Below are 24,625 nucleotides of genomic sequence, written 5' to 3'. Positions count from 1 at the left end.
CTCCATGCGAGGGGCCCGGCCGGCCCTCCAGCCGGGCACCCGATGAATGAGCGGTTACGAGCAGTAGACGTATGACTTGCAACCGCCGCAGGAGACACGACCGTCGGGGTAGTAGCAGCAGTACTTCGCGGTGAACGCCGGGAAGTTGCAGCACTGGTAGCCGCAGTCGGCCGCCCTGGCCACGGTGTGCGGCGCGATCAGCTCGAGGAGCCGGTCGGCCATTCTGGTCACGACGCGCATAGAACTTTTCCTTTCGGTCGTTCCGGCGGGCCCGCGCCCGCCCAGGCGAGGCGGTACGCCGGCCTGTGCCGCCGTCCCGCCGCACGTCGCAGCCTGCGCCAGGGCGCTGGGCGATTTCTCAACGATTTCTCAACGGCCTGTCCCAGCAGGTCAGGCCGGATGATGAAACGCGGCGAGGCGGTCGCGGACCTTCGACGCCTTCCCGTCGTCGAAGGCGTCGAAGAACTCCGCCGCCTGCTTCCACGCGTCGAGCGCGGCCGCGACGTCACCCGCCCGCACGTGCGTCTCGCCCAGGCGGACCAGCGTCTCGGCGGCCGCGTGCCGGTCGTCGCAGTCGCGCAGCAGCTCCACCGCCCGCTCGAAGCAGGTCACCGCCGCCGCGAAGTCGCCCTTGAGGTGCAGCACGTGGGCGACGCTGTCCCAGGCGTGGCCCTCGCCCTGGGTGTACCCGTGGTCGGCCAGGAGCCGCTGGGCGCGCCGGCAGTCGGCCAGCGCCTCGTCGTACTCGCCGGTACCGGCTCGCAACCAGCCGGAGTTGTTCAGCGCCCGCGCCTCTCCGACGACGTCGCCTGCCTGCCGGAACAGCTCCAGCGCGTGCAGCGTCTGGCCCAGCGACTCGCCGGGCCGCACCCGGCTCAGCACGACGCTCAGGCCCAGGTGGATGTGGGCGAGCAGGACCGGTTCGCCGAGGTCCCGGTGCAGCTCCACCGCCTGCTCGAAGTGCTCGACGGCCTCGAGGTCGCGGTCGAGCCTGACGTGGGCGCGGGCGATGCTGTTGTGGCAGCGGGCCTGGGCCAGCCGGTCGCCGAGCCGCCCGGCCGCGTCCAACGCCACCGCATGCGTGCGCAGGATCTCCTCCCAGAGGCCGCGGCGCTGCATGAACTCCGCGAACGCCCACGGCAACTGCCACGCGTGCCGGTCGAACCCGGCCGCGGTCGCCTCCGCCAGCAACGCCGGCAGCGCCACCGACTCGTCCGCGTACCAGCGCAGGGCCTCCGCCTGCCCGGCGAACCGCTCCACCACGGCACCTCGCGCCGGCGGGTCCAGCGGCAGGCTGTCGCGGTGCGGGTAACACAAATCGTTGGCGGCGCACGCCGAGTGCAGGTAGTGGTCCAGCAGCCGGCGCGTCGCCGCCCGCCGTACCGCCCGGCTGTCGGCGGCGCGCCCCTGCTCCGCCGCGTACACGCGCAGCAGGTCATGCAGGTGCAGGCGGCCGGGCGCGCGGAGCTCGATCAGGTTCGCGCGGTCGAGGTGCGTGGCCGGCTCCCGCGTGCGGTCCACCGGCAGAGCGGCCAGGCTCGCCGCCGCCGGCAGCGACAGATGCGGCCCGGGATGTTGCCCGAGGCGCCGGAACAGCCTGGCCGCGGGCGCGGGCAGGTCCCGGTACGAGCGCCCGAACACGCCGCGCAGGTCGATCGCGGGGTCGCTGTGGGCGAACGGCTCCAGATCCGCGCCGGCCCGCTCGAGGTCCGCGGCGGCCTCGCCCAGCGGCAGATCGGCGCGCTGGGCCAGCTGCGCCGCGACGATCGCCAGCGCCAGCGGCAGCCGCCCGCACCGCCGGATGATCCGCGCGGTGGCCGTCGGCTCCGCCGCCAGCCGTGCCTCGCCCAGCCACGCCACCAAGAGGCGGTAGGCGTCGTCTCCCGGCAGGACGTCCAGATTCAGCAGGTACGCCCCCGCCGTGACCGCGAGGCCGGACAACTCGGAGCGGCTGGTGACCAGCGTCAGGCACCCCGGCGCGGTGGCCAGCAGCGGCCGCACCTGGGCGGCGCCGTGGGCGTCGTCGAGCACGACGAGGACCCGCCGGCAGGCCAGCATGCTGCGGTAGAGCCCGAGCTGGGCCTCGAAGCCCGAAGGCACCTGGGCTTCGGGCACGCCGAGCGCGCCGAGGAAGCGGGGCAGGACCACGGCCGCGTCGGCCGGGCCGACCGTGCCGAGATCGGCATACAGCTGCCCGTCGGGAAAGCGGTCGCGGTGCAGGTGAGCCCAGCGCAGCGCCAGCGACGACTTGCCCACCCCGGGCGGCCCGGAGATCGCGCAGACCGTCGCGGTAGCCGGACGTTCGCCGGGTGCGATCGCGGCCAGCTTCTCCAGTTCCGGCGCCCGCCCGACGAAGTGCCTCAGGCCGACCGGCAGCTGTGCCGGGACCAGGCGTGCCGGCTCGGTCGCCTGGCCGGGGCGCAGCAGCATGCGATGGACGCGCTGCAGCGCCGTACCCGGCTCGACACCCAGCTCCTCGGCGAGCGTCCGGCGTACCCGGGCGAAGTGCGTCAACGCCTCCGCGGTGCGCCCCCACGCGTGCAGCGCCTCGATCAGCGCGCCCGCCACCAGCTCGTCCAGCGGATACTCCTCGGCCAGCGGCGACAGCGCCGCCACCGCCGCCGCGGCGTCGCGGCCGGTCACCACCCGTGCCCAGCGCAGCACGGTCTCCTTGCGCGCGTCACGCAGGCGGTGGCGGGCCCGTTCGGCCCATTCGCCGGGCAGCCCGGTCAGCGGATCCCCGCGCCACAGCGCCAGGGCCTCGCTCAGCGGCGGCACCGGATCAGGCGCCGCCATCGCCTGGTCGGCGAGGCGGCGGAACCGCGGCACGTCCACCGCGGACTCGTCCACATCGAGCAGATAGCCCCCGAGCCGGTGGACGACGGCGCCGTCATCGGCTAGCACGTCGCGCCGGATGCGGGTGATGACGGTGTGCAGGGTGCGCCGGGCGCCGGGCGGAACCTGTTCGCCCCAGATCCGGAAGAGGAGCGACTCGACGGACACGACCCGGCCGACCTCCCACGCGAGCGCGGCGAGCGCGAGCGCGACCTGCGGCGGACGCACGGGCCGGCTCTGCCCCGAGCGCTCCACCTCCACCGGTCCGAGTAACCGAATCAGCACGACGCCCCACCTCCCTGCCCGTGGATCTTCGAGCGTAACGAGACGCGCCGAGTTCGGCAGGAAGATCGTGAACCGGATCAGAGCGACAGCGCGGGCTCCATGACCTCGGCGGGGCAGAGCCGGCCGATCACCGCGCGCATCTGGGCGCGCAGGGTGGGATCCGCGAGGTGGCCGTCCTCGTCGAAGTGGGGGCAGGCCGGGGAGATCACCAGCTCGTCGCCCATCACCACGGCGCCCGCCGCCTGGAGGTGCTTGTACAGCTCCGCCTGCGCCCACATCGCGCCGCACGCCCGGGCGCTCGCGCTGATCACCGCCACGTGCTTGCCCGACAGCCCGTTGCGCGCCGACATCCACTCCAGCGCGTACGTCAGCTCCACCGGCAGCAGGCTGTGCTCGGGAGCGGTCAGCAGCACCGCGTCGGACGCGGCCACCAACCGGATGAGCTGCCGCGCGGCAGCCGGCACCGGACCGCGCGTGTATGGCGGGATCTCGCCCAGCCCCGACCACACCGCGAAGTCGACGCCCACGGGCATCTCCCCGCCCGCCGCGTCCAGCATTCTGTTGATAAACGACCCCGCGTGGAGACTGGCGGCGATCCCGATAATTTTCACCCTCTGCTCCAAACAGGTTACGGATAGTACCCACAACCTGCCCGATGCCGGGGATGTCCAAGACCAGCTCCAGGTCAAGAGGCGCACACGCTTCGACGGCACCTGGAGCTGGAGGTGCCTTACCGGCCTGGCGAGTGGTCGTCCGATGGACGCGGGCGGCGGAAGATCACGGCGAGGACTCGCAGCACCAGAATGGCGGAGATCACCAGCAGGTTGTAGCCGATGAGCTGGAACAACGAGGTGTTCGACAACACCGGCGGGCCGCCTTCCGTCCCGAGGAGGATGACCCCCATCACCCCGGACGTGGCGCCGAGCACCGTCAGGAGCACCTGGTGGAGCAGGCCCGTCACGTAGCTGCGGTCGCGCTCGTCGGCGAGCAGCCGGACGTTCATGCTGAACCTGCCGTGCTCCGCGGCGCTCGCGATGCGCTCGACGCGGCGCGGCAGGCGGCGCAGCATCGGCAGCAGCGCGGCCAGCTCCTGGGTGACGGTCTCCTTGATCGTCTCGGGGCCGACCTGGTCGGCGAGGTAGCGGCCCGCGAACGCGCGTGCCTCGCCGATCAGGTCGAACCCGGGGGAGAGGCGTACGAGCGTGCCCTCCAGCGTGGCCAGCGCGCGGAAGACGGCGGCTACCTCGGGCGGGATCGACAGACCGTAAACCGAGACGATCCTGAACAGGTCGGTGAACAGCTGCACGCTGTCCATGCCGGGCGTCAGATGCCTGGCCATGAACTGGCCGAGCGCCCGCTCGAGGCCGGCCTCGTCGATGTCCTCCGGCCTGGGCACCACCTCCAGCAGCGCGTCCGTGACCCCGAGCGGATCCTGCCGGTTCATGGCGAGCAGGAAGCGCTGCAGCGCCGAGCGCACGGAGCCGTCGAGCCGGCCGACGGAGCCGAAGTCGAGCAGCCCCAGCGTGCCGTCCTCGAGCAGCATCAGGTTGCCGGGATGCGGGTCGGCGTGGAAGACGCCCTCGACGAGGATCTGCCTGAGCAGGCAGTCGAGCAGGTCTCGGGCCAGCCGCGGCCCTTGCTCGGGGGCGGCCGTGGTGATCGGCCTGCCCGACAGGCGGCGCATGACGAGCACGCGTTCGGTGCACATGGCGCTGATCGGGGCGGGGTAGGTGACGCCGCCGCTGGAGGCCGCGACGGCGGCCATGTTGGCCGCCTCGACGCGGAAGTCGAGCTCCTCGCGGATCGCCGTGGCGAACCCTTCGGCCAGGTCGCGCAGGCCGAGCGAGCGGCCCCAGCGGGTGCGCGACTCCAGCGTGGCCGCCAGCCGCCTGACGATGTCGAGGTCCTTCGCGACGACCGACCCGATCCCCGGCCGCAGCACCTTGACCACGACGCTCTCGCCGGTGTGCAGCCGGGCGGTGTGGACCTGCCCGATGGAGGCGGCGGCCAGCGGCTCCCTGCCGAACTCGGCGAACACCTCCGCCACCGGCCCGCCCAGCTCGGCCGTGAGCACCGGCTCGATCTGCTCCCAGGGCGCCGGGGCGACCTGGTCCTGCAGCCGGCCCAGCTCCTCGACGAACTCGGCGGGCAGCAGGTCACGCCGGGTGGACAGGACCTGGCCGAGCTTGACGAAGGTGACCCCACCGTCGTCGAGTGCCTCGCGCAGGGACCTGGCCAGCCGTACCTTGCCCGGGCGGTCCTCCAGCCGCTCGCCGCGGCCGCGCAGGTACGGGCCGAGGCCGTGCCTGATCGCGATCCTGGTGATCTGCGAGTAGCGCCTGGACCGGGAGAGGCGGCCGCGTACGGACCTGATCAGCTCCAGCGGCCCCGGCAGCGAACCGGGCGGCACCAGCGCCTCGGCCAGCACCAGGATCACCATCGGGATGAGCACCACGCACATGACGATGAGCAGCAGGAGCCCCAGAGCCGCCGCGGGGGGCGGCTGCCGCGCATCGACCGCGCCGAGCGAGCCCAGGATCGGCTCCAGCACCGGTCGCGCCAGCCCGAAGGCGGCCAGCGCGGCCAGGAACGTGCGCAGCCTGCCGAACCTGACGTTCAGCAGGCGCTGCGCCGCCGCGGCCAGCGCGATGATCGTCAAGAGTGTGAAGACGCCGACAAGCAGCTGGGTGGGGAGATCCATAGGTGAGGATCATTCCACGGCGGCGCGGTCCCCTCGCTCGCGTGGCCGCAGCCCTCTGGAAGGGTCAGCGTGCCGCCGCGGCGCGTGCCCGGCGCTCCTCCCGGCGCTCGACGAACCTGGCGGCCGTCGCCTCGGTCCTGGCCAGGAACGCGGCCAGCTCCTCGCGGGCCTTCTCGCCCTCGGTGCCCAGCCCGGTCTTGTCGAACACCGACCACTGCCGCAGCACCGGCATCAGCACGTCGTCCAGGTGGAGGCGCAGGTCGTAGATGCCCTCGTTGGCGATGATCATGGCCTTGCGGGCGAAGCCGTCGATGCCCGTGCCCGGCATCTGGAAGGTCGTGACGACGTCCGTCACCGCGCGCATGGTCTGGCCGGGGTCGAGCTCGAAGGCCGCCTTGAGCAGGTTGCGGTAGAAGAGCATGTGCAGGTTCTCGTCGGCGGCGATCCTGGCGAGCAGCCGCTCGCAGCCCTCGTCGCCGGAGGCCCTGCCGGTGTTGCGGTGCGCGATGCGGGTGGCCAGCTCCTGGAAGGAGACGTACGCGAGCTGCTGGAGCATGGTGTCGTACTCGGAGGTGAAGCCGTTCGCCATGTGGTGCATGCGGGCCCGCTCGAGCGCCACGGGGTCGACGGCGCGGGTGACCGTGAGATAGTCGCGGATGGCGGTGCCGTGACGGTCCTCCTCGGCCGTCCACCGGTGCACCCAGGTGCCCCAGGCGCCGTCGCGGCCGAACGTGCTGGCGATCTCGTGGTGGTAGCTGGGCAGGTTGTCCTCGGTCAGGAGATTGACGATGAGCGAGACGCGGGCCGCCTCGGGGATCTTCGAGTCGCCTTCCTGCCACGCCTCGCCCCCGTAGACGCCGTCGAAGTCGCGGCCCTCGCTCCACGGGATGTACTCGTGCGGGAACCACTCTTTGGCCATCTTCTCGTGGCGGTCGAGCTCCACAGCCACGACGGGCTCCAGCTCGTGCAGCAGCTCCGTCTGAGTCATCGCCATAAAAGATCTTCTCCTTCAGGTTACGGTACCGTAGGTTAGGCTACCGGAAGGACATACCGGTCAAATAGGGTGGCCGTATGCGACCCAGTGTCCGCGGTGTCCTACTCGACCATAATGAACGGCTGGTGCTCTTCCGGCGTACGGTGCCGGGACGTGACGTCTACTGGAGCATCCCCGGCGGGCACGTCGAGCCCGGGGACGACACGCTGGAGCACACTCTGCACAGGGAAATGCTCGAGGAACTGGGCGCGACGGTGTCGTCGGTGACGCCTCTGACCACCGTGTCGTACCCGTGGCAAGGCGAAATCAAGACGCAGCACGTTTACGGCTGCCGCCTGGTGTCCATGGATCCGGGGCTGCGGCACGGGCCCGAGTTCGAGGATCCGTCGAGCGGTCTGTACGAGGTGGAGCGGGTGCGGCTGGACCGGTCTGAGATCACTTCGCGCCATCTGGTCCCCGAGGCGGTGGCGGCCTACCTGTCCGAGCACATCGCCGCGCTTCCCCGCCTGATCACCTAGGGACTCTCGCCTCGATGATTCTCGAGCCCAAGTGTGGGTGGCACCCGCCTTCCTCCCGCAAGGAGAGGACTTGGAGCAGGGCCGGTGACAGAGGAATCGGGTCAGGGGTCGCGGCGCAGGCGCTTCACGTCGGAGCGGTGCTTCTTGGCGGCGATGCGGCGCTCGACGGCGCCGCGGCTGGGCTTGGTCGGGCGGCGGCGCCTCGGCGGCGGGGCGATGGCCTCGCGCAGGCGCTGCGCCAGCCGGTGCGCCGCGGCCTCCCTGTTGCGCAGCTGGGAGCGGTATTCGGAGGCGGCGATCGTGATCGTGGCGGCGCCCAGCCGGTCGAGCGCCCTGGCCTTCAGCGCGGGCGGCAGCGCGGTGGTCGCGGCCACGTCGAAGGTGAGCTCCACACGGCTGTCGGTGGTGTTGACGCCCTGGCCGCCGGGGCCCGACGAGCGTGAGAAACGCCAGACGAGCTCGGCGTCGGGAATGACGACCGAGTCGTTGACGATCAGCGGGCCGGGCATGACTGGGCTCCTGTTCTCCTTCTGTAAACGGATGTCACCGTATATGAGCGACATATACCGCCCGCAACGGCATTTTCAATCACTGCCGTCACTGCGAATATGGAGGGAACGTTCCGCAGGAGAGGCGAAATTCCATGCAGCCACCCTCGGCCGCGCAGATTGGCCTGACCGTGGTGCTGGCCATTGTTTCCGCTGTCGGATTCCTGCTCCTGCGGTGCCAGGGCAAGGGGCGTCCGTTCGGGCCGGCGGGGCGGTGGCTCGCGATCGCCGTCACCACGCTGACGGGGTGCATGTCCGCCGCGGTCGCGCTCCTGAGCGGCATGGTCCTGAGCGAGAACCTCGCCACGGTGCTGGGCGCCGTCGCGCCGAGCGGGCTCTGGCTGAGCCAGATGCGGGGCCAGGAGGACGAGCGGCGCTCGCTGGCGCGTCAGGCGGCGACGATCTGGCTGGTGTCGCTGCTGGCCAGGCTCGACCAGGCGATGGCCGAGGACCAGCGGATCTGGTGCGAGAAGCGGGTGGACGACTCGTGGAACGTCTACGAGCTCAGCCTGGCCGCCAACCGCTACCACGCCCGGATCGCCGAGCGGCTCTCACCGGAGGAGCGCAGGCGGGAGCGCATACACGCCAGGCTCGACGCGATCGAGCGGCGGCTGGACGTGGCGGCGCTGGTCGAGGACGGGGCTTCGCGCTTGAAGGTCGTCACGGCGCTGAACGGGTCGCGGCATACGCGGCTGGCCAGGTATGAGCGGTATCTGAACGACCTGACGCGGCTGCACGGCGTGCTCAGGCACGACGCGGAGGCCGACCTGCTGCGACTGCTGGCGTCGGCGTACCGCGCGGGGTACCGGTCGCTGCCCGCGTTCGTGCCGCACGGCATCGCCCAGCACGACGCCGAGGTGCGTACGAGATGACGCTGGCGCGGCGCCGGTCAGGCGGGGTCGTGGAGGAGGATCTCCGAGCCCTCGGCGTCGCCGAGCGTGAACTCCAGGCGGGCGCCGAGCGCGGCGACGACGGTTTCGAGCGTGCGGAGCGTCAGGTTCTCGTCGCCGGACAGGATCTGGCTCACCCGGCCCGCGGAGACGCCCATCGACGCGGCCAGGTCGGCGCGGGAGATCTTGTGCTCCCGCATGTACCAGGTGATCTCGTCCACGACATTCTGGGCGAGACCGCCCACCTCGTCGCGGGTGCTCCGGCGGAAGGCCATCACGGTCTCGCTCTCGACGCTCGTCTACAGGCTCATCTACCAATGTCCCCACTTTAGCTCTACCTAAATCTTTAGGCAAGCCTAAAGTGTCGGCCCCTGGGCGATGGCGGACTGCAAGCGGCGTGTGCCAGCATCGCGCGTAAAGATCAGGGGGTGGGGAGGCGCTGTGGCCGGGATCGTCGGCGTGCACGGGATCGGCAAGTACAACTACTACCTCGAGGCCGGGCGGTCCGCGGGCGGGGCGGCCGAGGCGATGCGGGTCAAGTGGGACCGCTATCTGCACGCGGCGCTCGGGGGCGAGACGCGGGCGTACTTCAGCGAGATCGCCTACTTCGCGCACCATCTGCACGGCGCCCGGCGCGGCGACGAGGCCGCCAGGTCCTCCGCGGGCATGGAACGTCCGGCCCAGCAGGTGCTCGTGGACTGGGCGAAGCACCTGGGCGTGGGCGAGCACGTCACGGGGGCGCTCAAGTCGTTCACCGGCTGGCTGCTGGACAGGCTGGACGGCAGGTCGGCGGCGTTCGCCAAGCTGTTCGCGCCGGAGGTGGCGGCGTACCTCACCGATGAGGCCAAGCGGGAGAAGTGCCGTCAGGTCGTCGCCGACGTGATCCGGAAGAACCGCCCCACGGTGGTGATCGCCCACTCGCTCGGCAGCGTCGTCACGTACGAGACCCTCTGGGCGCACCCCGACCTTCAGATCGACCTGCTGATCACCCTCGGCAGCCCGCTCGGCATGCGCAACGTCGTCTTCGAGCGCCTCCTGCCCGCCCCCATCAACGGCCGCGGCGAGCGCCCCAAGGGTGTCGGGCGCTGGGTGAACATCGCCGACAAGGACGACATCGCCGCCATCCCGCCCAACCTGGCCGTCAGCTTCACCGGCGTGGACGCCGAAGAGCTGGTCAACCTGGACTGGATCGACTTCCACACCGCCGAGAAGTATCTAGGCTGCCCGGCACTGGACCCGCATCTGCGACCATTCCTGGCATGACGTGGATTGTGTTCGACTACGGCGGTGTCCTGTCCCTTCCCCAGTCCGAGTCCGACGCCGAGGCCATGGCGCGGGCGGTGGACGCGGACCCCGAGGACTTCAAGCGGGGCTACTGGGAGCACCGGCTCGAGTTCGACCGGGCCAGCCTGAGCCCGCCGGCCTACTGGTCGGCGGTGCTGGGCCGGCCCGTGACCCAGACCGAGGTCGCCCGCCTGGTCGCCATGGACGTCGCGAGCTGGGCGTACCCCAACGAGGGCACGGTCGGCCTGCTCGGCGAGCTGATCGAGGCGGGACGGGACGTGGCGCTGCTGTCCAACGCGCCCGTCTGCATAGGCGACGGCCTGGACGAGCTGCCCTGGATCGCGGAGATCGGCCGGCGCTTCTACAGCGGCAGGATGGGCCTGGTCAAGCCCGATCGGGAGATCTACGACGAGGTCGTCCGGGCGCTGGACGCCGACCCGTCCGAGATCGTCTTCATCGACGACCGCAAGGAGAACATCGAGGGCGCCGAGCGCGTGGGCATGACGGGCGTGCACTTCACGGACGCCACCGCGCTCCGTGGCGCGCTCTCGGGAGCCTGGTGACATAGCGCTGTGAAACCCCGCGAACAGGACGACTGATGCTGTTCACCCGCGCTTGACTCGGCGGTCACGGCTGAGTCAGCGCGGGCGGACATACCTGTGGACGTGGACCGCAGAGCCTTCCTGACAGCGGCGACAGCCGGACTCCTCCTCCCTCAGCCGGCCACCCCGGCGGCGGCCAGGACCCTCAGATCCGACCCCTTCACGCTGGGCGTGGCCTCCGGCGACCCCTCGGCCGACGGCTTCGTCCTGTGGACCAGGCTGGCCGCCGACCCGCTGGGCGGCGACGGCCGCGGCGGCATGCCCGCCCGCGACATCGACGTGGACTGGCAGGTCTCGTCCGACGAGCGCTTCTCCAAGATCGTCAAGTCCGGCACGGCCACGGCCAGGGCGCGCGACGCCCACAGCGTCCATGTCGAGCTGGCGGGGCTGGAGCCGGGGCGCGACTACTTCTACCGGTTCAGGAGCGAGGGCCGGCTCTCGCCGGCGGGCCGCACCAGGACCACGCCCACAGGGGAGACGCCGCTCACGTTCGCGGTCGCGGCGTGCGCGCACTACGAGCACGGCTACTACACCGCCTACCGCCGCCTGGCCGAGCAGGAGCCGGACCTGGTGGTGTTCCTCGGCGACTACATGTACGAGTACGGCCCCAGCGGCTACACGGCGCTGGCCGGTCGCGTACGCAACCACACGCCGGGCAAGTGCGAGACGCTCGCCGACTACCGGCTGCGGCACGCCCAGTACAAGAGCGACCGCGACCTGCAGGCCGCGCACCGGGTGGCGCCCTGGCTGATGGCGTTCGACGACCACGAGATCGAGAACAACTGGGCCGGTTCGGTCTCCAGCACGGGGGCGCCCGGCTTCACCCGGCGCAGGGCGCAGGCGTTCAGGGCGTACTACGAGAACATGCCGCTGCGGCGCGCCAGCCTCCAGGGGGCGGTGCTCAGGGTGAACCGGCGCATTTCCTGGGGCACGCTCGCGCGCTTCCACCTGCTGGACACGCGCCAGTTCCGCGACGACCAGGCCTGCCTGGACGGGGTGCGGGCCGGGTGCGACGACCGGCTGGCGTCGAAGCGTACGCTGCTCGGCGCCGACCAGTGGCGCTGGCTGGAGAGCGGGCTGCGCGGCTCGGACACCCGCTGGAACCTGCTCGGGCAGCAGATCATGATGGCGCAGCGCGACTACAAGGTCGGGCCGGGACGCGAGGTGAACCTGGACTCGTGGGACGGGTACGCGGCCGAGCGCACGCGCCTGCTCGGGTCGCTGGCGGGGACCTCCAACCCGGTGGTGCTGACCGGGGACGCGCACATGCACCACCTGGCCGAGCTCAAGACCGACTTCGACGACCCGGACTCGCCGGTGGTGGCCAGGGAACTGGTGGCCTCGTCGATCGCGAGCGACGGTGACGGGTACCGGGACCGTACGTGGATCGCGGAGGCGCTCCAGGAGAACCCGCACATCTCCTTCATCGACCAGCGGCGCGGGTACCTGATGGCGCGGCTGACCCGTGACGAGCTATCCGTCGATTTCCGGACATTGGACTACATCTCGCGCCGCGGTGCCCGCGCCAAGACCTCCCACCGCCTCACCCTCCCCGCGATGACCGGCGCCGCGGCAGCCGGGCAGGCGGGCGCCCCGCGCGTTGGCTGAACGTTCGCTGGGAGCGGGCTGAGGATCCGCTCAACCGCGGGGCTTGGCTGAACCGCGGACGCGGCTCAGGCGCCGGGCCAGCTCGCGTCCGGGAACTCGCCGGACGTGGTGCCCGACATGACGACCTCCTCGCTCTCCCGCAACCCCGAGGTGACCTGCACGTACTGGTCGCCGCGCACCCCCGTCCGCACCACCTTCGCCGAGTCGCGGCCGCCGGAGCGCACCGTGACCACCTGCGTGCCGTCCGACCGGCTGCGTACCGCGGCGGCGGGCACGTAGATCGCGTCCTCGGCCTCGCCCGTGGTGACCGTCACCGAGGCGGTCTGCCCGAGCATGAGGCCGGTGGGCGGCTCGTCGAAGGCGAGGGTGACCGAGTAGCGGACGAGCTGGCCGTCCACCGTCGCGGTCGGCGCGATCGCCGTCACCGTGCCCTGGTGGCGCTCGCCGTTCCGGGTGGCCAGGGTGATCTGGGCCTTCTGGCCGAGCTTGAGCCGGTTCACGTCGGACTCGGTGACCATGGCCTGGACCTGCAGCTCGTTGAGGTTGCCGAGGCTGATGAAGGTGCCGGTGCCCGCCGTGTCGCCGGCCGCGCCCGCCACCGACAGGACCGTGCCCGCCGCCGGGGCCACGATGCGGGTGGCCCGTACGCCGTCGGCCGCCTGCTCGAGCGCGGCCTCGGCGCGGTCCACGTTCGCGGCGGCCTGCTCCTCGCTGATCCCGCCCTGGCCCGCCGTGCCCTGGCCTGCCATGTCCGTGCCCTGGCCTGCCATGCCCGTGCCCTGGCCTGCCGTGCCCGTGCCTTGGCCCGTTGTGCCCGTGCCCCGGCCGCAGGAGCTCTGGGAGGACGGCCGGGCGGCGCCGGTCGGCTTGGTGCCCGGCCTGCCGCTCGCCCTGCCGCTGGGCTGGGCCGACGGCCTGCCGCTGCCCGTGGGCTTGCCGCTCGGCGACGGTTTCGCGCCGGCGGACGGCTTGGCGGAGCCGGTGGGGGTGGGACGGCTCCCAGGCCGGCCGGTCGTGCCGTCGGAGACGCCGCCGGTCGGGGTCCCGCCATCGGGGCCGCCGCCGGTCGGGGTTCCGCCATCGGGGCCGCCGGTGGGGGTGGCGGTGACGGTCGTGGTGACGGTGGCCGTCACGGTGACCGTCACCGTGGGTTGCGGCTCGGGGCCTGGGTCGGTGGGCCCGGTGGTCGGCGTGGCGGTGGAGTGCGGGGTGGAGGTGGGCACGGGGTTCGGGTTCAGCGCGGACGGCGCCGCCGGCCCGAGCTCGCCGTTGGCCGCTGTGGTGCCGCTGCCGGAGGGCGTGCAGGCCGCGGGCGTCGAACCGGACGCGACCTGGGCCTCGTCCAGGGCCTCTTCGGCGGCCGCCAGGTCGGCCTTGGCCGCCGTGTACGCCTCCCGCGCCGCCCGGCCGTCGATCCTGGCCAGCACCTGGCCCTTCTTCACCTTGGTCCCGACCTTGACGTACACCTTGGTCAGCGTGCCCGAGGAGCCGAACGCCAGGTTCCTGCGCGAGCCGTCCACGGTGCTGCCCGCCGCGCTGACCGTGGCTGTGACCTGGCCGCGCTGCGCGGCGGCGAGCCGTACCTGGACGGTGGGCGGGGCGTCGTCGCGCAAGGCCAGCGCCAGGCCGCTGCCGGCCACGAGCACGGCAAGGGCGAGCCCGCCCAACGCGAAAGTCGGTCTCATGGCGGCCCATCCTGGCGGAGCAGGTTCGTGCCCGGCTGCGAGCAGCCTAAGAGTTACCTGTGTGCCGGATGGGGCTGCGGGGTTGTCAGCGAACGTTCAGCTTGCTCGCGGCTCCGGCGCAGCATTGTGTGCAAGGGTCACCGGCTGTGAAGGTGTCGACAAGGCGCAGAGCGCTGATGACCAACGGAGCGCTGGTGGTGCTCCTGCTGGGCGGTGGCGTGCTCGCCTACTCCCAGCTCGGCACGGGACAGGCGGCCGGAGAGACGGCCGTCAGGACCGTGACCGCGAGCCGCGGCTCCGTGGTGGCCTCGGTGTCCGCGTCGGGCGCGGTGACGAGCTCCAAGTCCAGAGCGCTCTCGTTCGGTACGACCGGCACGGTCGAGAAGATCTACGTCAAGGCCGGCGACAAGGTCAGCAAGGGCGACATCCTGGCCAGGCTCGACGACGACGCCGCCCAGGAGAGCCTGGCGGCGGCCAAGGCCACGTACGACGGCGCGGTGGACGAGGGGACCTCGACGGCCCAGCTCTACGCCTCCTACATCAAGGCCCGCAACGCCTACCGCGAGGCCCAGCGCACGGTCGCGGCCACGGTGCTGAAGGCCCCGTTCAAGGGCACGATCACGGCGGTGAACGGCTCGGTCGGCGGCAGCAGCTCCGGCACGGGCTCCGGCTCGGGTACGAGCTCGGGCACCGGCCAGAGCACGGGCCAGGCCTCGGGCTCGGGTTCCGCCGGCGGGCAGAGTTCCGGCGGGTTCATCGAGCTCGCCGACACCGGCAAGCTGCAGCTTGTGGGCACCTTCACGGAGTCCGACGTCGGCAAGCTCAAGCAGGGCCAGGAGGCCACGGTCACCTTCGACGCCCTGCCGGGGGTGAGCGCGACGGGCAAGGTCACCCAGATCGAGCCGGTCGCCTCCACCAGCAACAACGTCGTGCAGTACCCGGTCACCGTCACGTTCACGAAGGTCCCCAGCCAGGTGCGGCTGGGCCAGACGGCCACCGTCGAGGTCGTGGTCGGCCAGGCCGACGACGTCATCACCGTCCCCTCCACCGCGGTCTCCACCAGCGGCGGCCAGACCACGGTCACCCTGCTCGAGAACGGCCGGCAGACCAGGACCCCGGTCCAGGTCGGCGTGCAGGGCACGAGCCTGACGGAGATCAAGTCGGGCGTGTCCGAGGGCGACCAGATCGTGCCCCCGGTGACCACGACGAACACCACGGGCGGCAACCTGCGCTTCGGCGGCGGCGGGTTCCCCGGCGGCGGTGGCGGACCCAACGGGGGCGGCGTGCCGGGAGGCGGCCGATGAGCGCCCCGCCGGCCGGCGCGGTCCCGCCCGTCCTGCGGGTGCGCGACCTGGTCAAGGAGTACGGCGAGGGCGATGCCAGGGTGCGCGCCCTGCGCGGCGTCAGCCTGGACGTCGAGCGCGGCGACTACGTCGCCATCATGGGCGCCTCCGGCTCCGGCAAGTCCACGCTCATGAACATCCTGGGCTGCCTCGACGTCCCGACCTCCGGCACGTACGAGATCGACGGCGCCGACGTGGGGCAGCTGGACGAGCGCCAGCTCGCGATCCTGCGCAACCGCAGGGTCGGGTTCGTGTTCCAGTCGTTCAACCTGATCCCGCGCATGAGCGCGCTGGCCAACGTCGAGCTGCCGCTCGTCTACGGCGGCATCGGCCAGGGCGAGCGGCGCGCACGGGCCTTGGCGGCGCTGGAGCAGGTCGGGCTGACCGACCGCGTGCACCACGAGCCGAACCAGCTCTCCGGCGGCCAGCAGCAGCGCGTGGCCGTGGCCAGGGCGCTGGTCACGGCGCCCGCCCTGCTGCTTGCCGACGAGCCGACCGGCAACCTCGACACCGCCTCCACGGGCGACGTCCTGGACATCCTGGACCGGCTCAGCGCGTCCGGCCGCACGATCGTACTGATCACCCACGAGAACGACGTGTCCGCGCACGCCAAGCGGGTGATCAGGCTGGTGGACGGCGAGATCGTGGAGGACCGCCGCCAGGCCCCCGTGGACGGGCCGCCGCCGCGGCTGCCCGAGCAGGATCCGGAGCAGGACCTGGAGAACGACAGGGCGGCGGCCAGGTGAACCAGCTCGAGATCTTCCGCTTCGCGCTTCGCGGCCTGCTGGCCAACAAGATGCGCAGCTCGCTGACCACGCTCGGCATCCTCATCGGCGTCGCCGCGGTCATCATGCTGGTCGCCGTCGGCGAGGGCTCCTCGCAGAGCATCCAGCGCAACATCCAGCGCCTCGGCGCCAACACCCTGACGATCTCCCCGCAGTTCTCCGGAGGCGGCGGTGGCGGCATGCGGACAGCCGGCGGCGGGAACACCGGCCCGCGCACCCAGGCCAGGCAGCTCAGCCTGGCCGACGCCAAGGCGCTGACCGACAGGACCCTGGCGCCCTCGGTCAGGAGCGTCTCGCCGGTCGTGACCGCCGCCTCCTCGACCGCCGCGTACGGGGCCGCCAGCCACGCGATCTCCCAGTTCGTCGGCACCTACCCCAGCTACTTCGAGGCCGTGAACAAGCCCGTCGCCAAGGGCACGTACTTCTTCAACGACGACGTGCTGGCCGCCAGGAAGGTCGTGGTGCTCGGCCAGACCGTCGTGGAGGAGCTCTTCGGCACCGTCGATCCGATCGGCAAGCAGGTCAGCGTGTCCGGCGTGCCGTTCACGGTGGTCGGCGTGCTGAAGGAGGCCGGGTCCACCGGCATGCAGGACGCCGACGACGTGGCGATCGCGCCGCTGCCCGCCGTGCAGCAGAGCCTGAGCGGGTTCGGCTCGCTCAGCTCGATCGTCGTCCAGGCGTCCGGATCGGAGGCCACGACGGCGGCCCAGTCCGAGGTCACGGCTATCCTCAACCAACGGCACGGCATCACGAACAACAACCCCGACTACCGGATCCTCAACCAGGCCACCCTGCAGGAGACCGTCAGCCAGGCCACCGGCACCTTCACCGTGCTGCTGGGCGCCGTGGCCGCGATCTCGCTGCTGGTGGGCGGCATCGGCATCACCAACATCATGCTGGTGACCGTCACGGAGCGCACGCGCGAGATCGGCATCCGCAAGGCGATCGGCGCGCCCAGGAGCGCGATCCTGGGCCAGTTCCTGCTGGAGGCCACGTTGCTGAGCCTGGTCGGGGGGTTGTCCGGGGTGCTGGTGGCGTTCATCGGGACCAGGTTCACCGTCGCCGGCATCGAGCCGGTCCTCGTGCCGTCGTCGGTGGCGCTGGCGCTGGGCGTGTCGGTGGGGATCGGGCTGTTCTTCGGGAGTTATCCCGCCAACAGGGCGGCCAAGCTGAGGCCGATCCAGGCACTGCGCCACGAGTAAGGAGAATGACATGGCCCAGCTCGACTCCTCCCCCTACCCCGACGACCTGCGAGAGGAGCTCGCCGTCCAGCCCCGCAAGGGCCCGTCGAAGCTCACGCTGGCGCTGGCCGCCGGCGTCGTGCTGGTGGCGGGCATCCTCATCGGCATCCAGGCGCAGAGCCTGTTCGGCTCCCCGGACGTCTCCGCCGCCGGGGGGCAGCAGCGCCCCATGGGAGGCGGGTACGGCCAGCCGCAGGGCGGCTTCGGCCAGCAGCGCGGCGGCTCCGGGCAACCGCCGGGCTACGGCGGCGGCCAGCGGACGGGCGGGGGCGGCCCCGCGGGCGGCACCATGGGCACCGTGGACAAGGTCGAGGGTGGCAAGGTGTACGTCAAGACCATGGACGGCGCCACCGTCACGGTCACCGTGAACGACCAGACCACCGTACAGATCTCCAAGCCGGGCAAGGTGTCCGACCTGCAGACCGGCACCACGGTCGTGGTGCGCGGCCGGCAGGGCGGTGACGGTTCGGTGGCGGCCACCTCGATCACCCAGGGAGGAGGCCCTCGATGAGTGCGCCCGAGGCCAGGCTGCTGGTGGTCGACGACGAGCCCAACATCAGGGAGCTGTTCTCGGCCAGCCTGCGCATGGCCGGGTTCGAGGTGCTGACCGCGGCCGACGGCATGGAGGCGCTGCGGGTGGCCGAGGAGAGCTCGCCTGACCTGGTGATGCTCGACATCATGCTGCCCGACCTGGACGGCCTGGCGGTCGCGGGCAGGCTGCGGTCCCGCGGCCGCCGGGTTCCCGTCCTGTTCGTCACCGCCAAGGACACGTCCGAGGACCGGATCGCGGGGCTGGGCCTGGGCGAGGACTACGTGACCAAGCCGTTCAGCCTGGAGGAGGTCATCGCCAGGATCCGGGCGGTGCTGCGCAGGACCCGGCGCGGCGCGCCGCCGCCCAACCGGCTGCGGGTGGCCGACCTGGAGCTGGACGAGGAGAGCCACGAAGTGTGGCGCGACGGCATCCCGATCAAGTTGTCGCCGACGGAGTTCAGGCTGCTGCGGTACTTCATGCTCAACGTGGGCCGGGTGCTGTCGAAGACGCAGATCCTCGACCACGTGTGGAACGGCGACTGGCGCACCGACGTCGGCCTGGTCGAGTCGTACGTCTCCTACCTGCGGCGGAAGGTGGACACGGGGGAGCGCAAGTACCTGCACACGTTGCGCGGGGTCGGTTACATCCTGCGCCCCCCACGCATATGACCAAGGTCTTCGCGCGGCTGCGGAAACACGTGGCCAGGACCCCGCTCTGGCTCCGTCTCGTCTCGGCCACGCTCCTTCTGGTCACCCTCGCCATCACCCTGACCGGCCTGTTCGCCATACGGCTGCTGCGCGGCTACCTCGTCGAGCGGGTGGACCAGCAGCTGCTGGCGGCCAGCCGCCCGCTGCGCGACCCGCCCCCGATGGCCGAGCAGCCCCGTCCCGGCGCGCGCCCGCAGCGCTTCTTCGGCCTGTTCTACGCGGTGCTCCTGGACCCTTCCGGCGCCCCGATCAGGACGCTCAGCGAGTCGACCGAGGAGCACACGCCCGCCCTGCCCAAGCTCACTCTCCGCAAGGTCGTCGCGCTCGACGGCCGGCCCTTCACCGTCGAGTCGCGCGCCACCGGGGGCCCGAGCTGGCGCGTCGTCGCCGTGCCGGGCCGCGGCGGCGAGAGCCGGGTGATCGCCGTCAACCTGAGCGAAGTGGACGCCACGGTCTCCCAGCTCCTCCTGATCGTCGCGATAGGCGGCGGCGGCACGCTGGTGGTGCTCGGGTTCGCCTGTTATTGGCTGGTACGCCGCAGCCTGCGCCCGCTCCGCGAGATCGCGCGTACGGCCAACGACATCGCGGGCGGCGACCTGTCACGCCGCGTGCCCCTCTGGGCCGGCACCACCGAGGTCGGCAAGCTGGGCCGTTCGCTCAACAGCATGCTCGCCCAGATCGAGGTGGCGGTGCGCGAGCGGGAGGCGGCGGCCGAGTCGGCTCGCCAGTCCGCCACGGCCGCCCGGCGGTCCGAGGAGTTGATGCGCAGGTTCATGGCCGACGCCTCGCACGAGCTGCGCACGCCGCTGACCTCGATCAGGGGGTTCGCGGAGCTGTACCGGCTGGGGGAGGAGAAGGACCTGGCCGAGGCCGTACGCCTGCTGAGCCGCATCGAGGGGCAGGCGGCGCGCATGGGGCTGCTCGTGGAGGACATGCTGCTGCTGGCCCGGCTCGACCAGCGGCGGGAGCTGGCCCGGCGGCCGGTGGACCTGCTCAGCCTCGCGGCCACCGCCGTGATCGACGCCCAGACGCTCGCGCCGGACCGGAAGATCGAGCTGGTGCGGCTGTTCGGGGGCGAGGGGGAGGTGATCGTGACGGGGGACGAGTCGCGGCTCGGGCAGGTGATCAACAACCTCGTCACCAACGCCCTCACCCACACCCCGCCCGGCACGCCCTTCCAGGTGCGGGTCGGCGTGCGGGTCGGTGGGGACGGCGACCAGGCCGTTGTGGAGGTGGCCGACGAAGGGCCCGGGTTCCCGCCGGAGGTGGCCGAGCGGGTGTTCGAGCGGTTCTACCGAGCGGATCCGGCGCGGAGCGCGGGCGGGTCGGGGCTGGGGCTGTCGATCGCGGCCACGCTCGTGGAGGCGCACGGCGGCATCGTGGTGGCGGAGGGCTCGCCGGGCAAGGGGGCGCTGTTCAGGGTGATCCTGCCCGTCGACGGCGCCGCACCCCGCCCTTCCTAGGAGGGCCTCAGCTCAACGGCGCCGCACCCGCTCTTCCTGGGCGGACCTCAGCCGAAGGTGTAGCCGTACAGGCCGCTGCCCTGGCTGAGCCGGCGCACCTTGCCCAGCTTCAGCCCCCGCTTCCGCGAGCCGGGCGCGTACATGACGAGCCCCTGGTCGGGCGCCGCCACCACCAGCCCGTAGAGCGGCCGCCGCTTGCCCAGCGTGTGGTAGCGCTCGCTCAGGGGCAGCGCGGCCAGCGCGGCGCCGAAGTCGCGTCCCTTCCCCTTGACCAGCAGGTTCCCGACCCGGGTCAGCCCGCCGGACGCGCGCCCGGCCAGCACCTGGACCGCCTTCTCCCCGGGCACGCCGATCGCCAGCTCGTCGTTGCCGTCCCCGTTGAAGTCCCCGGCCGCCAGCGACGCCCCGAACCGGTCGTAGTACCGGGGCAGGCCCTCCAGCGTGTTCTGCGACCACGCCTCGCTCTTGTGGGTGGTCAGCCCGCTCCGCGCCCCGTACAGGACGTCCACGGTGCCGTCGCCGTAGTCCATGGCCCGCTGGTTCGCGCTGAGGCCCTCGCCGGGGACCCCGATGGCCAGGTCGGCGCGCCCGTCGCCGTTGAAGTCGCCCGTGGCCAGCGAGGCCCCGAACGCGTCCCACTTCTCGGACGCCCCCTTGATGCCGGGGCTGCTCTGGGTGAGCTGCCGGGCCCGCTTCGCCCGTACGTCGAGCACGGTCACCGAGCCCTGCCCGTCCAGCGTGACGCTGTCGGCGGGCGCGCCGACGACCAGCTCGTCCTTGCCGTCCCCGTCGAAGTCCCCGGTCGCCAGCGCCGCCCCCCACTGGTCGGTCACGCTCGCCGCCTGCCGCACCCACCGCGTCTTCTGCGTGATCTGGTACGGCTTGCGCCCCTTCATCCAGTAGACGGTCACCGCTCCGCCCGACCGATGGCTGGGCGCGCCCACCACCAGCTCGTCCTTGCCGTCCCCGTCGAGGTCCCCGGCGGCCAGCGACGCCCCGAACCGGTCGCTGGACGGCTTGGCCAGCGCCAGCTCCTTGCCGGCGACCAGCCCCTCGGCCGACCCGTTGAAGATCTGGACGACCCCGTTCCCGTCCCCGCCGGGCACCCGGGCGCCCGCGAACTCCTCCGACACCCCCACGGCCAGGTCGGCGCACCTGTCCCCGTTGAAGTCCCCCACGGCCAGGGCCGAGCCGAACGAGTCACCCGGCTCCGCCCCGTCCTGCGTGAGCTTCGCCTTCTTCCCGGACCCGTACATCACGGTCACCGACCCGGCCCGGGAGTCGTCATAGGGAGCGGCCACGGCGAGGTCGGGCCGCCCGTCGCCGTCGAAGTCGAGAGGGTGGCCACCGCACGACCGAGCCGCGGTGGGAGCCGTACCGGAAGTGAGCGGAAGAACCAGACACGCGGCGAGCAGCAGCTTCATACCGGAAGTAATGTCCACACCGGTCGAACCGTGCCTGAACGGCGCGGGAACGGCCCTGGAGAGGCGGATGCACATCCGTTGCCGATCCCCAGCGGCATGGGAACGTGCCACGATGGTCGCGTGGACATCGACCTCGCGGACTTGGATTTCTGGCGCAGGCCGCTCAAAGAGCGGAATGAGGCGTTCGCCCGGCTCCGCCAGTTGGAGCATCCGGTGTTCTTCCCGGAGAAGAGGGTGCCGTTCCTCCGGTCGGGCAAGGGCTTCTACGCCTTCGTACGGCACGCGGACGTGGTCGAGGCCAGCCGCAACGCCAAGATCTTCTCCAGCGAGCCGGCCGTGACCAACCCCGAGCCGCCCGGCTGGGTGAAGCAGGTGTTCGGGGAGTCGATGGTCAACATGGACGACCCGCGCCACGCCCGCCTGCGCAGGATCGTCACCCGCTCGTTCAGCCCGAAGATGCTGGCGGGGCTGCAGGGCGACATCGAGGCCGCCTGCGCCCGCATCGTGGACGACGTCGTCAACGACGGCCCTCGCGACTTCGTGGCCCAGGTGGCCGCCCGGCTGCCCATCCACGTCATCTGCGACATGCTGGACGTCCCTCAGGAGCTCCGGGAAAAGGTCCACCAGCACGCCGACATCTCCACCGCCTACACCGGCGTCCGCCCCAGCCTGGCCCGCAGCGTCCAGATGGCCGGACAGAACATGCTGGCCCTGCTCGCCCTGCAGCGCATGGTCATCAAGCTCGGCCACGAGCGCGCCGCCAACCCCAAGGGCGACCTGGTTTCCCTGCTGGTCAACGCCAACCCGGACGGGGAGAAGCTGACCGACAAGGAGCTCGGCTCGTTCTTCGCGCTGCTGCTGGTCGCGGGCAACGAGACGGCCCGCAACACGATGGCCCACGGCCTCAAGCTCCTCACCGACAACCCGGCGCAGCGCGAGCTGCTGATGAGCGACTTCGGCTCGCACATCAACGGCGCGATCGAGGAGATGGTCCGCTACGTGTCGCCGATCATGCAGTTCAGGCGCACGGTCACCGAGGACTGCTCGCTGCGCGGGCTGGCGCTGAAGAAGGGCGACAAGGTCGTCCTCTTCTACGGCTCGGCCAACCGGGACGAGTCGGTCTTCCCGGACGCCGACACGTTCGACATCACCCGCGACACCAAACCCCACGTCGGCTTCGGCGGCCCGGGCCCGCACTTCTGCCTCGGCGCCAACCTGGCCAGGCAGGAGCTGCGTACGATGTTCCGCGAGCTGCTGACCCGGCTGCCCGGCATCCGCGCGGTCGGCCAGCCCGACCTGCTGCTGTCGAACTTCGACAACAGCGTCCGCAGGCAGGGCTTCGCCTTCTAGCGTTGCGGGATCGCGAGGGCTTACTTCTGCAGCACGCCGCAGCCTTCGCGTGCCTCGAACACCAGCTGGGTTTCCGTCTGCCGCACCATCGGGTGGATGGTCACATGCTCCAGGATGAGGTCGCGGAGCTCTTCCGGCCTGGTCACGGCCACGTGCAGGAGAAAGTCGTCGGTGCCGCCGACGTGCAGAACCATCAAGGTCCCTGGCACATTGACCAGACTGTCGTACAGGTTGCGGACGTGCTCGCGGCTGTGGCTCCCCAGACGGACCTTGATGACGGCTTGCACGGGGTGGCCGAAGGCGCCCGGATCGAGCTGGGCACGGATGCTTGCGATGACACCCGACTCCCTCAGCGCGCGCACCCGGTACGCGCAAGTCGACTCGGCGACGCCCACCCGGGCCGCGAGCGCGGCGTTGGTCATCCGGCCGTCCTCCACGAGCGCGGCGAGGATGGCCCGATCGGTGCCGTCGAGAGCCCCTGGGATCGGTTGTGTTTTCTTCGGCTGCCGGCCCGCCACAGACCCTCCTTTTTGGGGAAACTTCACTGATCTTTGCGGAGATCCGAAGTTTTCACAACAAGTCTTGCGGGTAATTGTGGATCCACCCAGAGTGTGTGGCATGACTTCGCCGCGTCTGCAACTTGACTCCATTGCCGTCCACGCCGGTCGGGAGGACCTGGCAGAGCTCGGTGTCCACGCTCCTCCCATCGACCTGTCGTCGACCAACCCGCTACCGAACATCGAGGCCGGAGGCCTGTCCTACGAGTCCATGGCTGCCGGCGGGACCCCGAACCCCGAGGGCGGGGCCGTCTACGCCCGGCTCTGGAACCCGACCGTGGCGCGATTCGAGTCAGCGCTGGCACAGATGGAGCACGCCGAGGCCGCCGTGGCGTTCTCCTCGGGCATGGCGGCGATGACCGCGGCGATCCTGGCGACCATGAAGGAGACCGGCCGCCATCACATCCTGGCCGTCCGTCCCCTCTACGGCGGGACCGATCATTTGCTGGCATCGGGCATCCTCGGGGCCGAGGTGACCTTCTGCTCGGCGCCGGACGTGGCCGCCGCCATCAGGCCCGACACAGCGATGATCGTGCTCGAGACGCCCGCCAATCCGACCCTCGAGCTGGTTGACATCCGTGCGGTCGTCGAGGCCGCCCGCGGCGTTCCCGTTCTCGTGGACAACACTTTCGCGACCCCGGTCCTGCAGAATCCCGTCGACCTCGGCGCCGCGATGGTCCTCCACAGCGCGACCAAGTACCTGGGCGGGCACGGCGACGTCATCGCCGGTGTCATCGCCTGCGGCCAGGAGCAGGCAGCCGCGCTGCGGCGGGTCCGCGCCGTCACCGGCGGCCTGCTCCACCCGTTGGGCGCCTACCTCCTGCACCGGGGACTCGCCACGCTTCCGGTCCGGGTACGCGCCCAGCAGGCGAACGCCCAGCGCATCGCCGCGTGGCTGAAGACCCACCCGAGCGTCGCCCGCGTCCACTACCCCGGGATCGCGGCAGACCCGGAGGGGCTGCTCGGCCGGCAGATGAAGGGCACCGGGGCGATGATCTCCATCGATCTCCGCGGCGGCTTCGAACAAGCAGTACGCGTCACCTCGGCCGTCCGCCTGTTCACCCACGCGGTGTCCCTGGGCGGTGTCGACTCGCTGATCCAGCACCCCGCGGCGCTGACGCACCGGCCCGTCGCCCCCGAGGCCCGGCCCGCCGTCAGCCTGGTCAGGCTCTCCATCGGGCTTGAGGACCACGAGGACCTGATGGCCGACCTCGATCAGGCCCTCGCCACACACCGCCCGATTCCCGTGTCCGCGGGCGTTTACTCCGGATAG

23 protein-coding genes are annotated in these 24,625 nt (G+C 71.6%); 13 read left to right on the top strand and 10 right to left on the bottom strand.

From position 1 onward, the window contains the following. Positions 1 to 54 precede the first annotated feature (54 nt). The 5 genes from ACIBVN_RS37085 to ACIBVN_RS37065 form a co-directional block, all read right to left on the bottom strand. Positions 55 to 240, bottom strand: a complete 186-nt coding sequence (locus ACIBVN_RS37085; RefSeq protein WP_397144625.1) for a hypothetical protein — start codon at positions 238 to 240, stop codon at positions 55 to 57. Positions 241 to 390: 150 nt separating this feature from the next. After that, positions 391 to 3,120: a BTAD domain-containing putative transcriptional regulator gene (locus tag ACIBVN_RS37080; protein WP_397144623.1), complete on the bottom strand. Its 2,730-nt coding sequence runs from the start codon at positions 3,118 to 3,120 to the stop codon at positions 391 to 393. A gap of 77 nt (positions 3,121 to 3,197) precedes the next feature. Then, positions 3,198 to 3,731, bottom strand: coding sequence for an NADPH-dependent FMN reductase (locus ACIBVN_RS37075; protein WP_397144621.1), 534 nt, complete (start codon positions 3,729 to 3,731; stop codon positions 3,198 to 3,200). Between the two features lie 119 nt (positions 3,732 to 3,850). Next, positions 3,851 to 5,821: an ABC1 kinase family protein gene (locus ACIBVN_RS37070; protein ID WP_397144619.1), complete on the bottom strand. Its 1,971-nt coding sequence runs from the start codon at positions 5,819 to 5,821 to the stop codon at positions 3,851 to 3,853. 64 nt (positions 5,822 to 5,885) lie between these two features. Then, positions 5,886 to 6,815, bottom strand: a complete 930-nt coding sequence (locus ACIBVN_RS37065) for an acyl-ACP desaturase (protein ID WP_397144617.1) — start codon at positions 6,813 to 6,815, stop codon at positions 5,886 to 5,888. 77 nt (positions 6,816 to 6,892) lie between these two features. Between ACIBVN_RS37065 and ACIBVN_RS37060 the strand changes: the two genes are divergently transcribed. Beyond that, positions 6,893 to 7,333, top strand: a complete 441-nt coding sequence (locus ACIBVN_RS37060; protein ID WP_397144615.1) for an NUDIX domain-containing protein — start codon at positions 6,893 to 6,895, stop codon at positions 7,331 to 7,333. A gap of 101 nt (positions 7,334 to 7,434) precedes the next feature. On the opposite strand, the gene arfB is transcribed toward ACIBVN_RS37060, so the two are convergent. After that, the gene (gene arfB / locus ACIBVN_RS37055) at positions 7,435 to 7,842 is read right to left on the bottom strand and encodes an alternative ribosome rescue aminoacyl-tRNA hydrolase ArfB (protein WP_397144613.1); all 408 of its coding nucleotides are present in this window, start codon (positions 7,840 to 7,842) and stop codon (positions 7,435 to 7,437) included. Between the two features lie 134 nt (positions 7,843 to 7,976). Here arfB and ACIBVN_RS37050 point away from each other — a divergent pair, with 134 nt between their 5' ends. Next, positions 7,977 to 8,753 (top strand): hypothetical protein, encoded by a 777-nt coding sequence (locus ACIBVN_RS37050; protein ID WP_397144611.1) that lies wholly within the window; start codon positions 7,977 to 7,979, stop codon positions 8,751 to 8,753. Positions 8,754 to 8,770: 17 nt separating this feature from the next. On the opposite strand, the gene ACIBVN_RS37045 is transcribed toward ACIBVN_RS37050, so the two are convergent. After that, the gene (locus ACIBVN_RS37045; protein ID WP_349450281.1) at positions 8,771 to 9,046 is read right to left on the bottom strand and encodes a helix-turn-helix transcriptional regulator; all 276 of its coding nucleotides are present in this window, start codon (positions 9,044 to 9,046) and stop codon (positions 8,771 to 8,773) included. 166 nt (positions 9,047 to 9,212) lie between these two features. Here ACIBVN_RS37045 and ACIBVN_RS37040 point away from each other — a divergent pair, with 166 nt between their 5' ends. The 3 genes from ACIBVN_RS37040 (at position 9,213) to ACIBVN_RS37030 (ending at position 12,265) form a co-directional block, all read left to right on the top strand. Further along, a complete protein-coding gene (locus ACIBVN_RS37040) occupies positions 9,213 to 10,034 on the top strand; it encodes a hypothetical protein (protein WP_397144609.1) in 822 nt (273 codons plus the stop codon). Then, the gene (locus tag ACIBVN_RS37035; protein ID WP_397144607.1) at positions 10,031 to 10,618 is read left to right on the top strand and encodes an HAD family hydrolase; all 588 of its coding nucleotides are present in this window, start codon (positions 10,031 to 10,033) and stop codon (positions 10,616 to 10,618) included. Before ACIBVN_RS37040 ends, ACIBVN_RS37035 begins: the two co-directional genes overlap by 4 nt. A gap of 102 nt (positions 10,619 to 10,720) precedes the next feature. Next, positions 10,721 to 12,265, top strand: coding sequence for an alkaline phosphatase D family protein (locus ACIBVN_RS37030; RefSeq protein ID WP_397144605.1), 1,545 nt, complete (start codon positions 10,721 to 10,723; stop codon positions 12,263 to 12,265). 65 nt (positions 12,266 to 12,330) lie between these two features. On the opposite strand, the gene ACIBVN_RS37025 is transcribed toward ACIBVN_RS37030, so the two are convergent. Continuing rightward, the gene (locus ACIBVN_RS37025) at positions 12,331 to 13,950 is read right to left on the bottom strand and encodes an efflux RND transporter periplasmic adaptor subunit (protein WP_397144603.1); all 1,620 of its coding nucleotides are present in this window, start codon (positions 13,948 to 13,950) and stop codon (positions 12,331 to 12,333) included. 176 nt (positions 13,951 to 14,126) lie between these two features. Between ACIBVN_RS37025 and ACIBVN_RS37020 the strand changes: the two genes are divergently transcribed. Genes ACIBVN_RS37020 through ACIBVN_RS36995 form a run of 6 tightly spaced genes read left to right on the top strand, consistent with a single transcriptional unit; the run spans position 14,127 to position 20,021 of the window. Then, positions 14,127 to 15,254 (top strand): efflux RND transporter periplasmic adaptor subunit, encoded by a 1,128-nt coding sequence (locus ACIBVN_RS37020; RefSeq protein ID WP_397144601.1) that lies wholly within the window; start codon positions 14,127 to 14,129, stop codon positions 15,252 to 15,254. Then, on the top strand, positions 15,251 to 16,039 hold the full coding sequence (locus ACIBVN_RS37015) for an ABC transporter ATP-binding protein (protein WP_397144599.1): 789 nt from the start codon (positions 15,251 to 15,253) through the stop codon (positions 16,037 to 16,039). Before ACIBVN_RS37020 ends, ACIBVN_RS37015 begins: the two co-directional genes overlap by 4 nt. Then, complete coding sequence (locus ACIBVN_RS37010) at positions 16,036 to 17,280, top strand: ABC transporter permease (RefSeq protein WP_397144597.1); 1,245 nt, start codon at positions 16,036 to 16,038, stop codon at positions 17,278 to 17,280. The genes ACIBVN_RS37015 and ACIBVN_RS37010 overlap by 4 nt, the downstream gene beginning before the upstream one ends. Positions 17,281 to 17,290: 10 nt before the next feature. After that, positions 17,291 to 17,830, top strand: coding sequence for a hypothetical protein (locus ACIBVN_RS37005; protein WP_397144595.1), 540 nt, complete (start codon positions 17,291 to 17,293; stop codon positions 17,828 to 17,830). Next, positions 17,827 to 18,519 carry a response regulator transcription factor gene (locus ACIBVN_RS37000; RefSeq protein WP_397144593.1) on the top strand — a complete coding sequence of 231 codons (693 nt, stop codon included), beginning with the start codon at positions 17,827 to 17,829 and terminating at the stop codon, positions 18,517 to 18,519. The genes ACIBVN_RS37005 and ACIBVN_RS37000 overlap by 4 nt, the downstream gene beginning before the upstream one ends. Beyond that, on the top strand, positions 18,516 to 20,021 hold the full coding sequence (locus tag ACIBVN_RS36995; protein ID WP_397144591.1) for a sensor histidine kinase: 1,506 nt from the start codon (positions 18,516 to 18,518) through the stop codon (positions 20,019 to 20,021). Before ACIBVN_RS37000 ends, ACIBVN_RS36995 begins: the two co-directional genes overlap by 4 nt. A 47-nt stretch (positions 20,022 to 20,068) precedes the next feature. Here the strand turns inward: ACIBVN_RS36995 and ACIBVN_RS36990 are convergent, their stop codons facing one another. Then, the gene (locus ACIBVN_RS36990; RefSeq protein ID WP_397144589.1) at positions 20,069 to 21,445 is read right to left on the bottom strand and encodes an FG-GAP and VCBS repeat-containing protein; all 1,377 of its coding nucleotides are present in this window, start codon (positions 21,443 to 21,445) and stop codon (positions 20,069 to 20,071) included. A gap of 120 nt (positions 21,446 to 21,565) precedes the next feature. Here ACIBVN_RS36990 and ACIBVN_RS36985 point away from each other — a divergent pair, with 120 nt between their 5' ends. Continuing rightward, the gene (locus ACIBVN_RS36985) at positions 21,566 to 22,795 is read left to right on the top strand and encodes a cytochrome P450 (RefSeq protein ID WP_397144587.1); all 1,230 of its coding nucleotides are present in this window, start codon (positions 21,566 to 21,568) and stop codon (positions 22,793 to 22,795) included. A gap of 20 nt (positions 22,796 to 22,815) precedes the next feature. On the opposite strand, the gene ACIBVN_RS36980 is transcribed toward ACIBVN_RS36985, so the two are convergent. After that, positions 22,816 to 23,313, bottom strand: coding sequence for an Lrp/AsnC family transcriptional regulator (locus ACIBVN_RS36980; protein WP_397144585.1), 498 nt, complete (start codon positions 23,311 to 23,313; stop codon positions 22,816 to 22,818). Between the two features lie 100 nt (positions 23,314 to 23,413). Here ACIBVN_RS36980 and ACIBVN_RS36975 point away from each other — a divergent pair, with 100 nt between their 5' ends. Further along, complete coding sequence (locus ACIBVN_RS36975; protein WP_397144583.1) at positions 23,414 to 24,625, top strand: trans-sulfuration enzyme family protein; 1,212 nt, start codon at positions 23,414 to 23,416, stop codon at positions 24,623 to 24,625.

Origin of the sequence: Nonomuraea sp. NPDC049400 (assembly GCF_044466425.1) — a bacterium.
Taxonomy (GTDB): domain Bacteria; phylum Actinomycetota; class Actinomycetes; order Streptosporangiales; family Streptosporangiaceae; genus Nonomuraea.
The sequence above is the reverse complement of the archived record's forward strand: the minus strand, read 5'-3'. Positions and strand labels throughout refer to the sequence as shown.

Coding starts and splice junctions, on each gene's coding strand:
- ACIBVN_RS37085 (WP_397144625.1), bottom strand. CDS start 240: ATGCGCGTCGTGACCAGAATGGCCGACCGGCTCCTCGAGCTGATCGCG.
- ACIBVN_RS37070 (WP_397144619.1), bottom strand. CDS start 5,821: ATGGATCTCCCCACCCAGCTGCTTGTCGGCGTCTTCACACTCTTGACG.
- ACIBVN_RS37065 (WP_397144617.1), bottom strand. CDS start 6,815: ATGGCGATGACTCAGACGGAGCTGCTGCACGAGCTGGAGCCCGTCGTG.
- ACIBVN_RS37060 (WP_397144615.1), top strand. CDS start 6,893: ATGCGACCCAGTGTCCGCGGTGTCCTACTCGACCATAATGAACGGCTG.
- arfB (WP_397144613.1), bottom strand. CDS start 7,842: ATGCCCGGCCCGCTGATCGTCAACGACTCGGTCGTCATTCCCGACGCC.
- ACIBVN_RS37050 (WP_397144611.1), top strand. CDS start 7,977: ATGCAGCCACCCTCGGCCGCGCAGATTGGCCTGACCGTGGTGCTGGCC.
- ACIBVN_RS37045 (WP_349450281.1), bottom strand. CDS start 9,046: ATGGCCTTCCGCCGGAGCACCCGCGACGAGGTGGGCGGTCTCGCCCAG.
- ACIBVN_RS37035 (WP_397144607.1), top strand. CDS start 10,031: ATGACGTGGATTGTGTTCGACTACGGCGGTGTCCTGTCCCTTCCCCAG.
- ACIBVN_RS37025 (WP_397144603.1), bottom strand. CDS start 13,950: ATGAGACCGACTTTCGCGTTGGGCGGGCTCGCCCTTGCCGTGCTCGTG.
- ACIBVN_RS37020 (WP_397144601.1), top strand. CDS start 14,127: ATGACCAACGGAGCGCTGGTGGTGCTCCTGCTGGGCGGTGGCGTGCTC.
- ACIBVN_RS37015 (WP_397144599.1), top strand. CDS start 15,251: ATGAGCGCCCCGCCGGCCGGCGCGGTCCCGCCCGTCCTGCGGGTGCGC.
- ACIBVN_RS37005 (WP_397144595.1), top strand. CDS start 17,291: ATGGCCCAGCTCGACTCCTCCCCCTACCCCGACGACCTGCGAGAGGAG.
- ACIBVN_RS37000 (WP_397144593.1), top strand. CDS start 17,827: ATGAGTGCGCCCGAGGCCAGGCTGCTGGTGGTCGACGACGAGCCCAAC.
- ACIBVN_RS36995 (WP_397144591.1), top strand. CDS start 18,516: ATGACCAAGGTCTTCGCGCGGCTGCGGAAACACGTGGCCAGGACCCCG.
- ACIBVN_RS36990 (WP_397144589.1), bottom strand. CDS start 21,445: ATGAAGCTGCTGCTCGCCGCGTGTCTGGTTCTTCCGCTCACTTCCGGT.
- ACIBVN_RS36975 (WP_397144583.1), top strand. CDS start 23,414: ATGACTTCGCCGCGTCTGCAACTTGACTCCATTGCCGTCCACGCCGGT.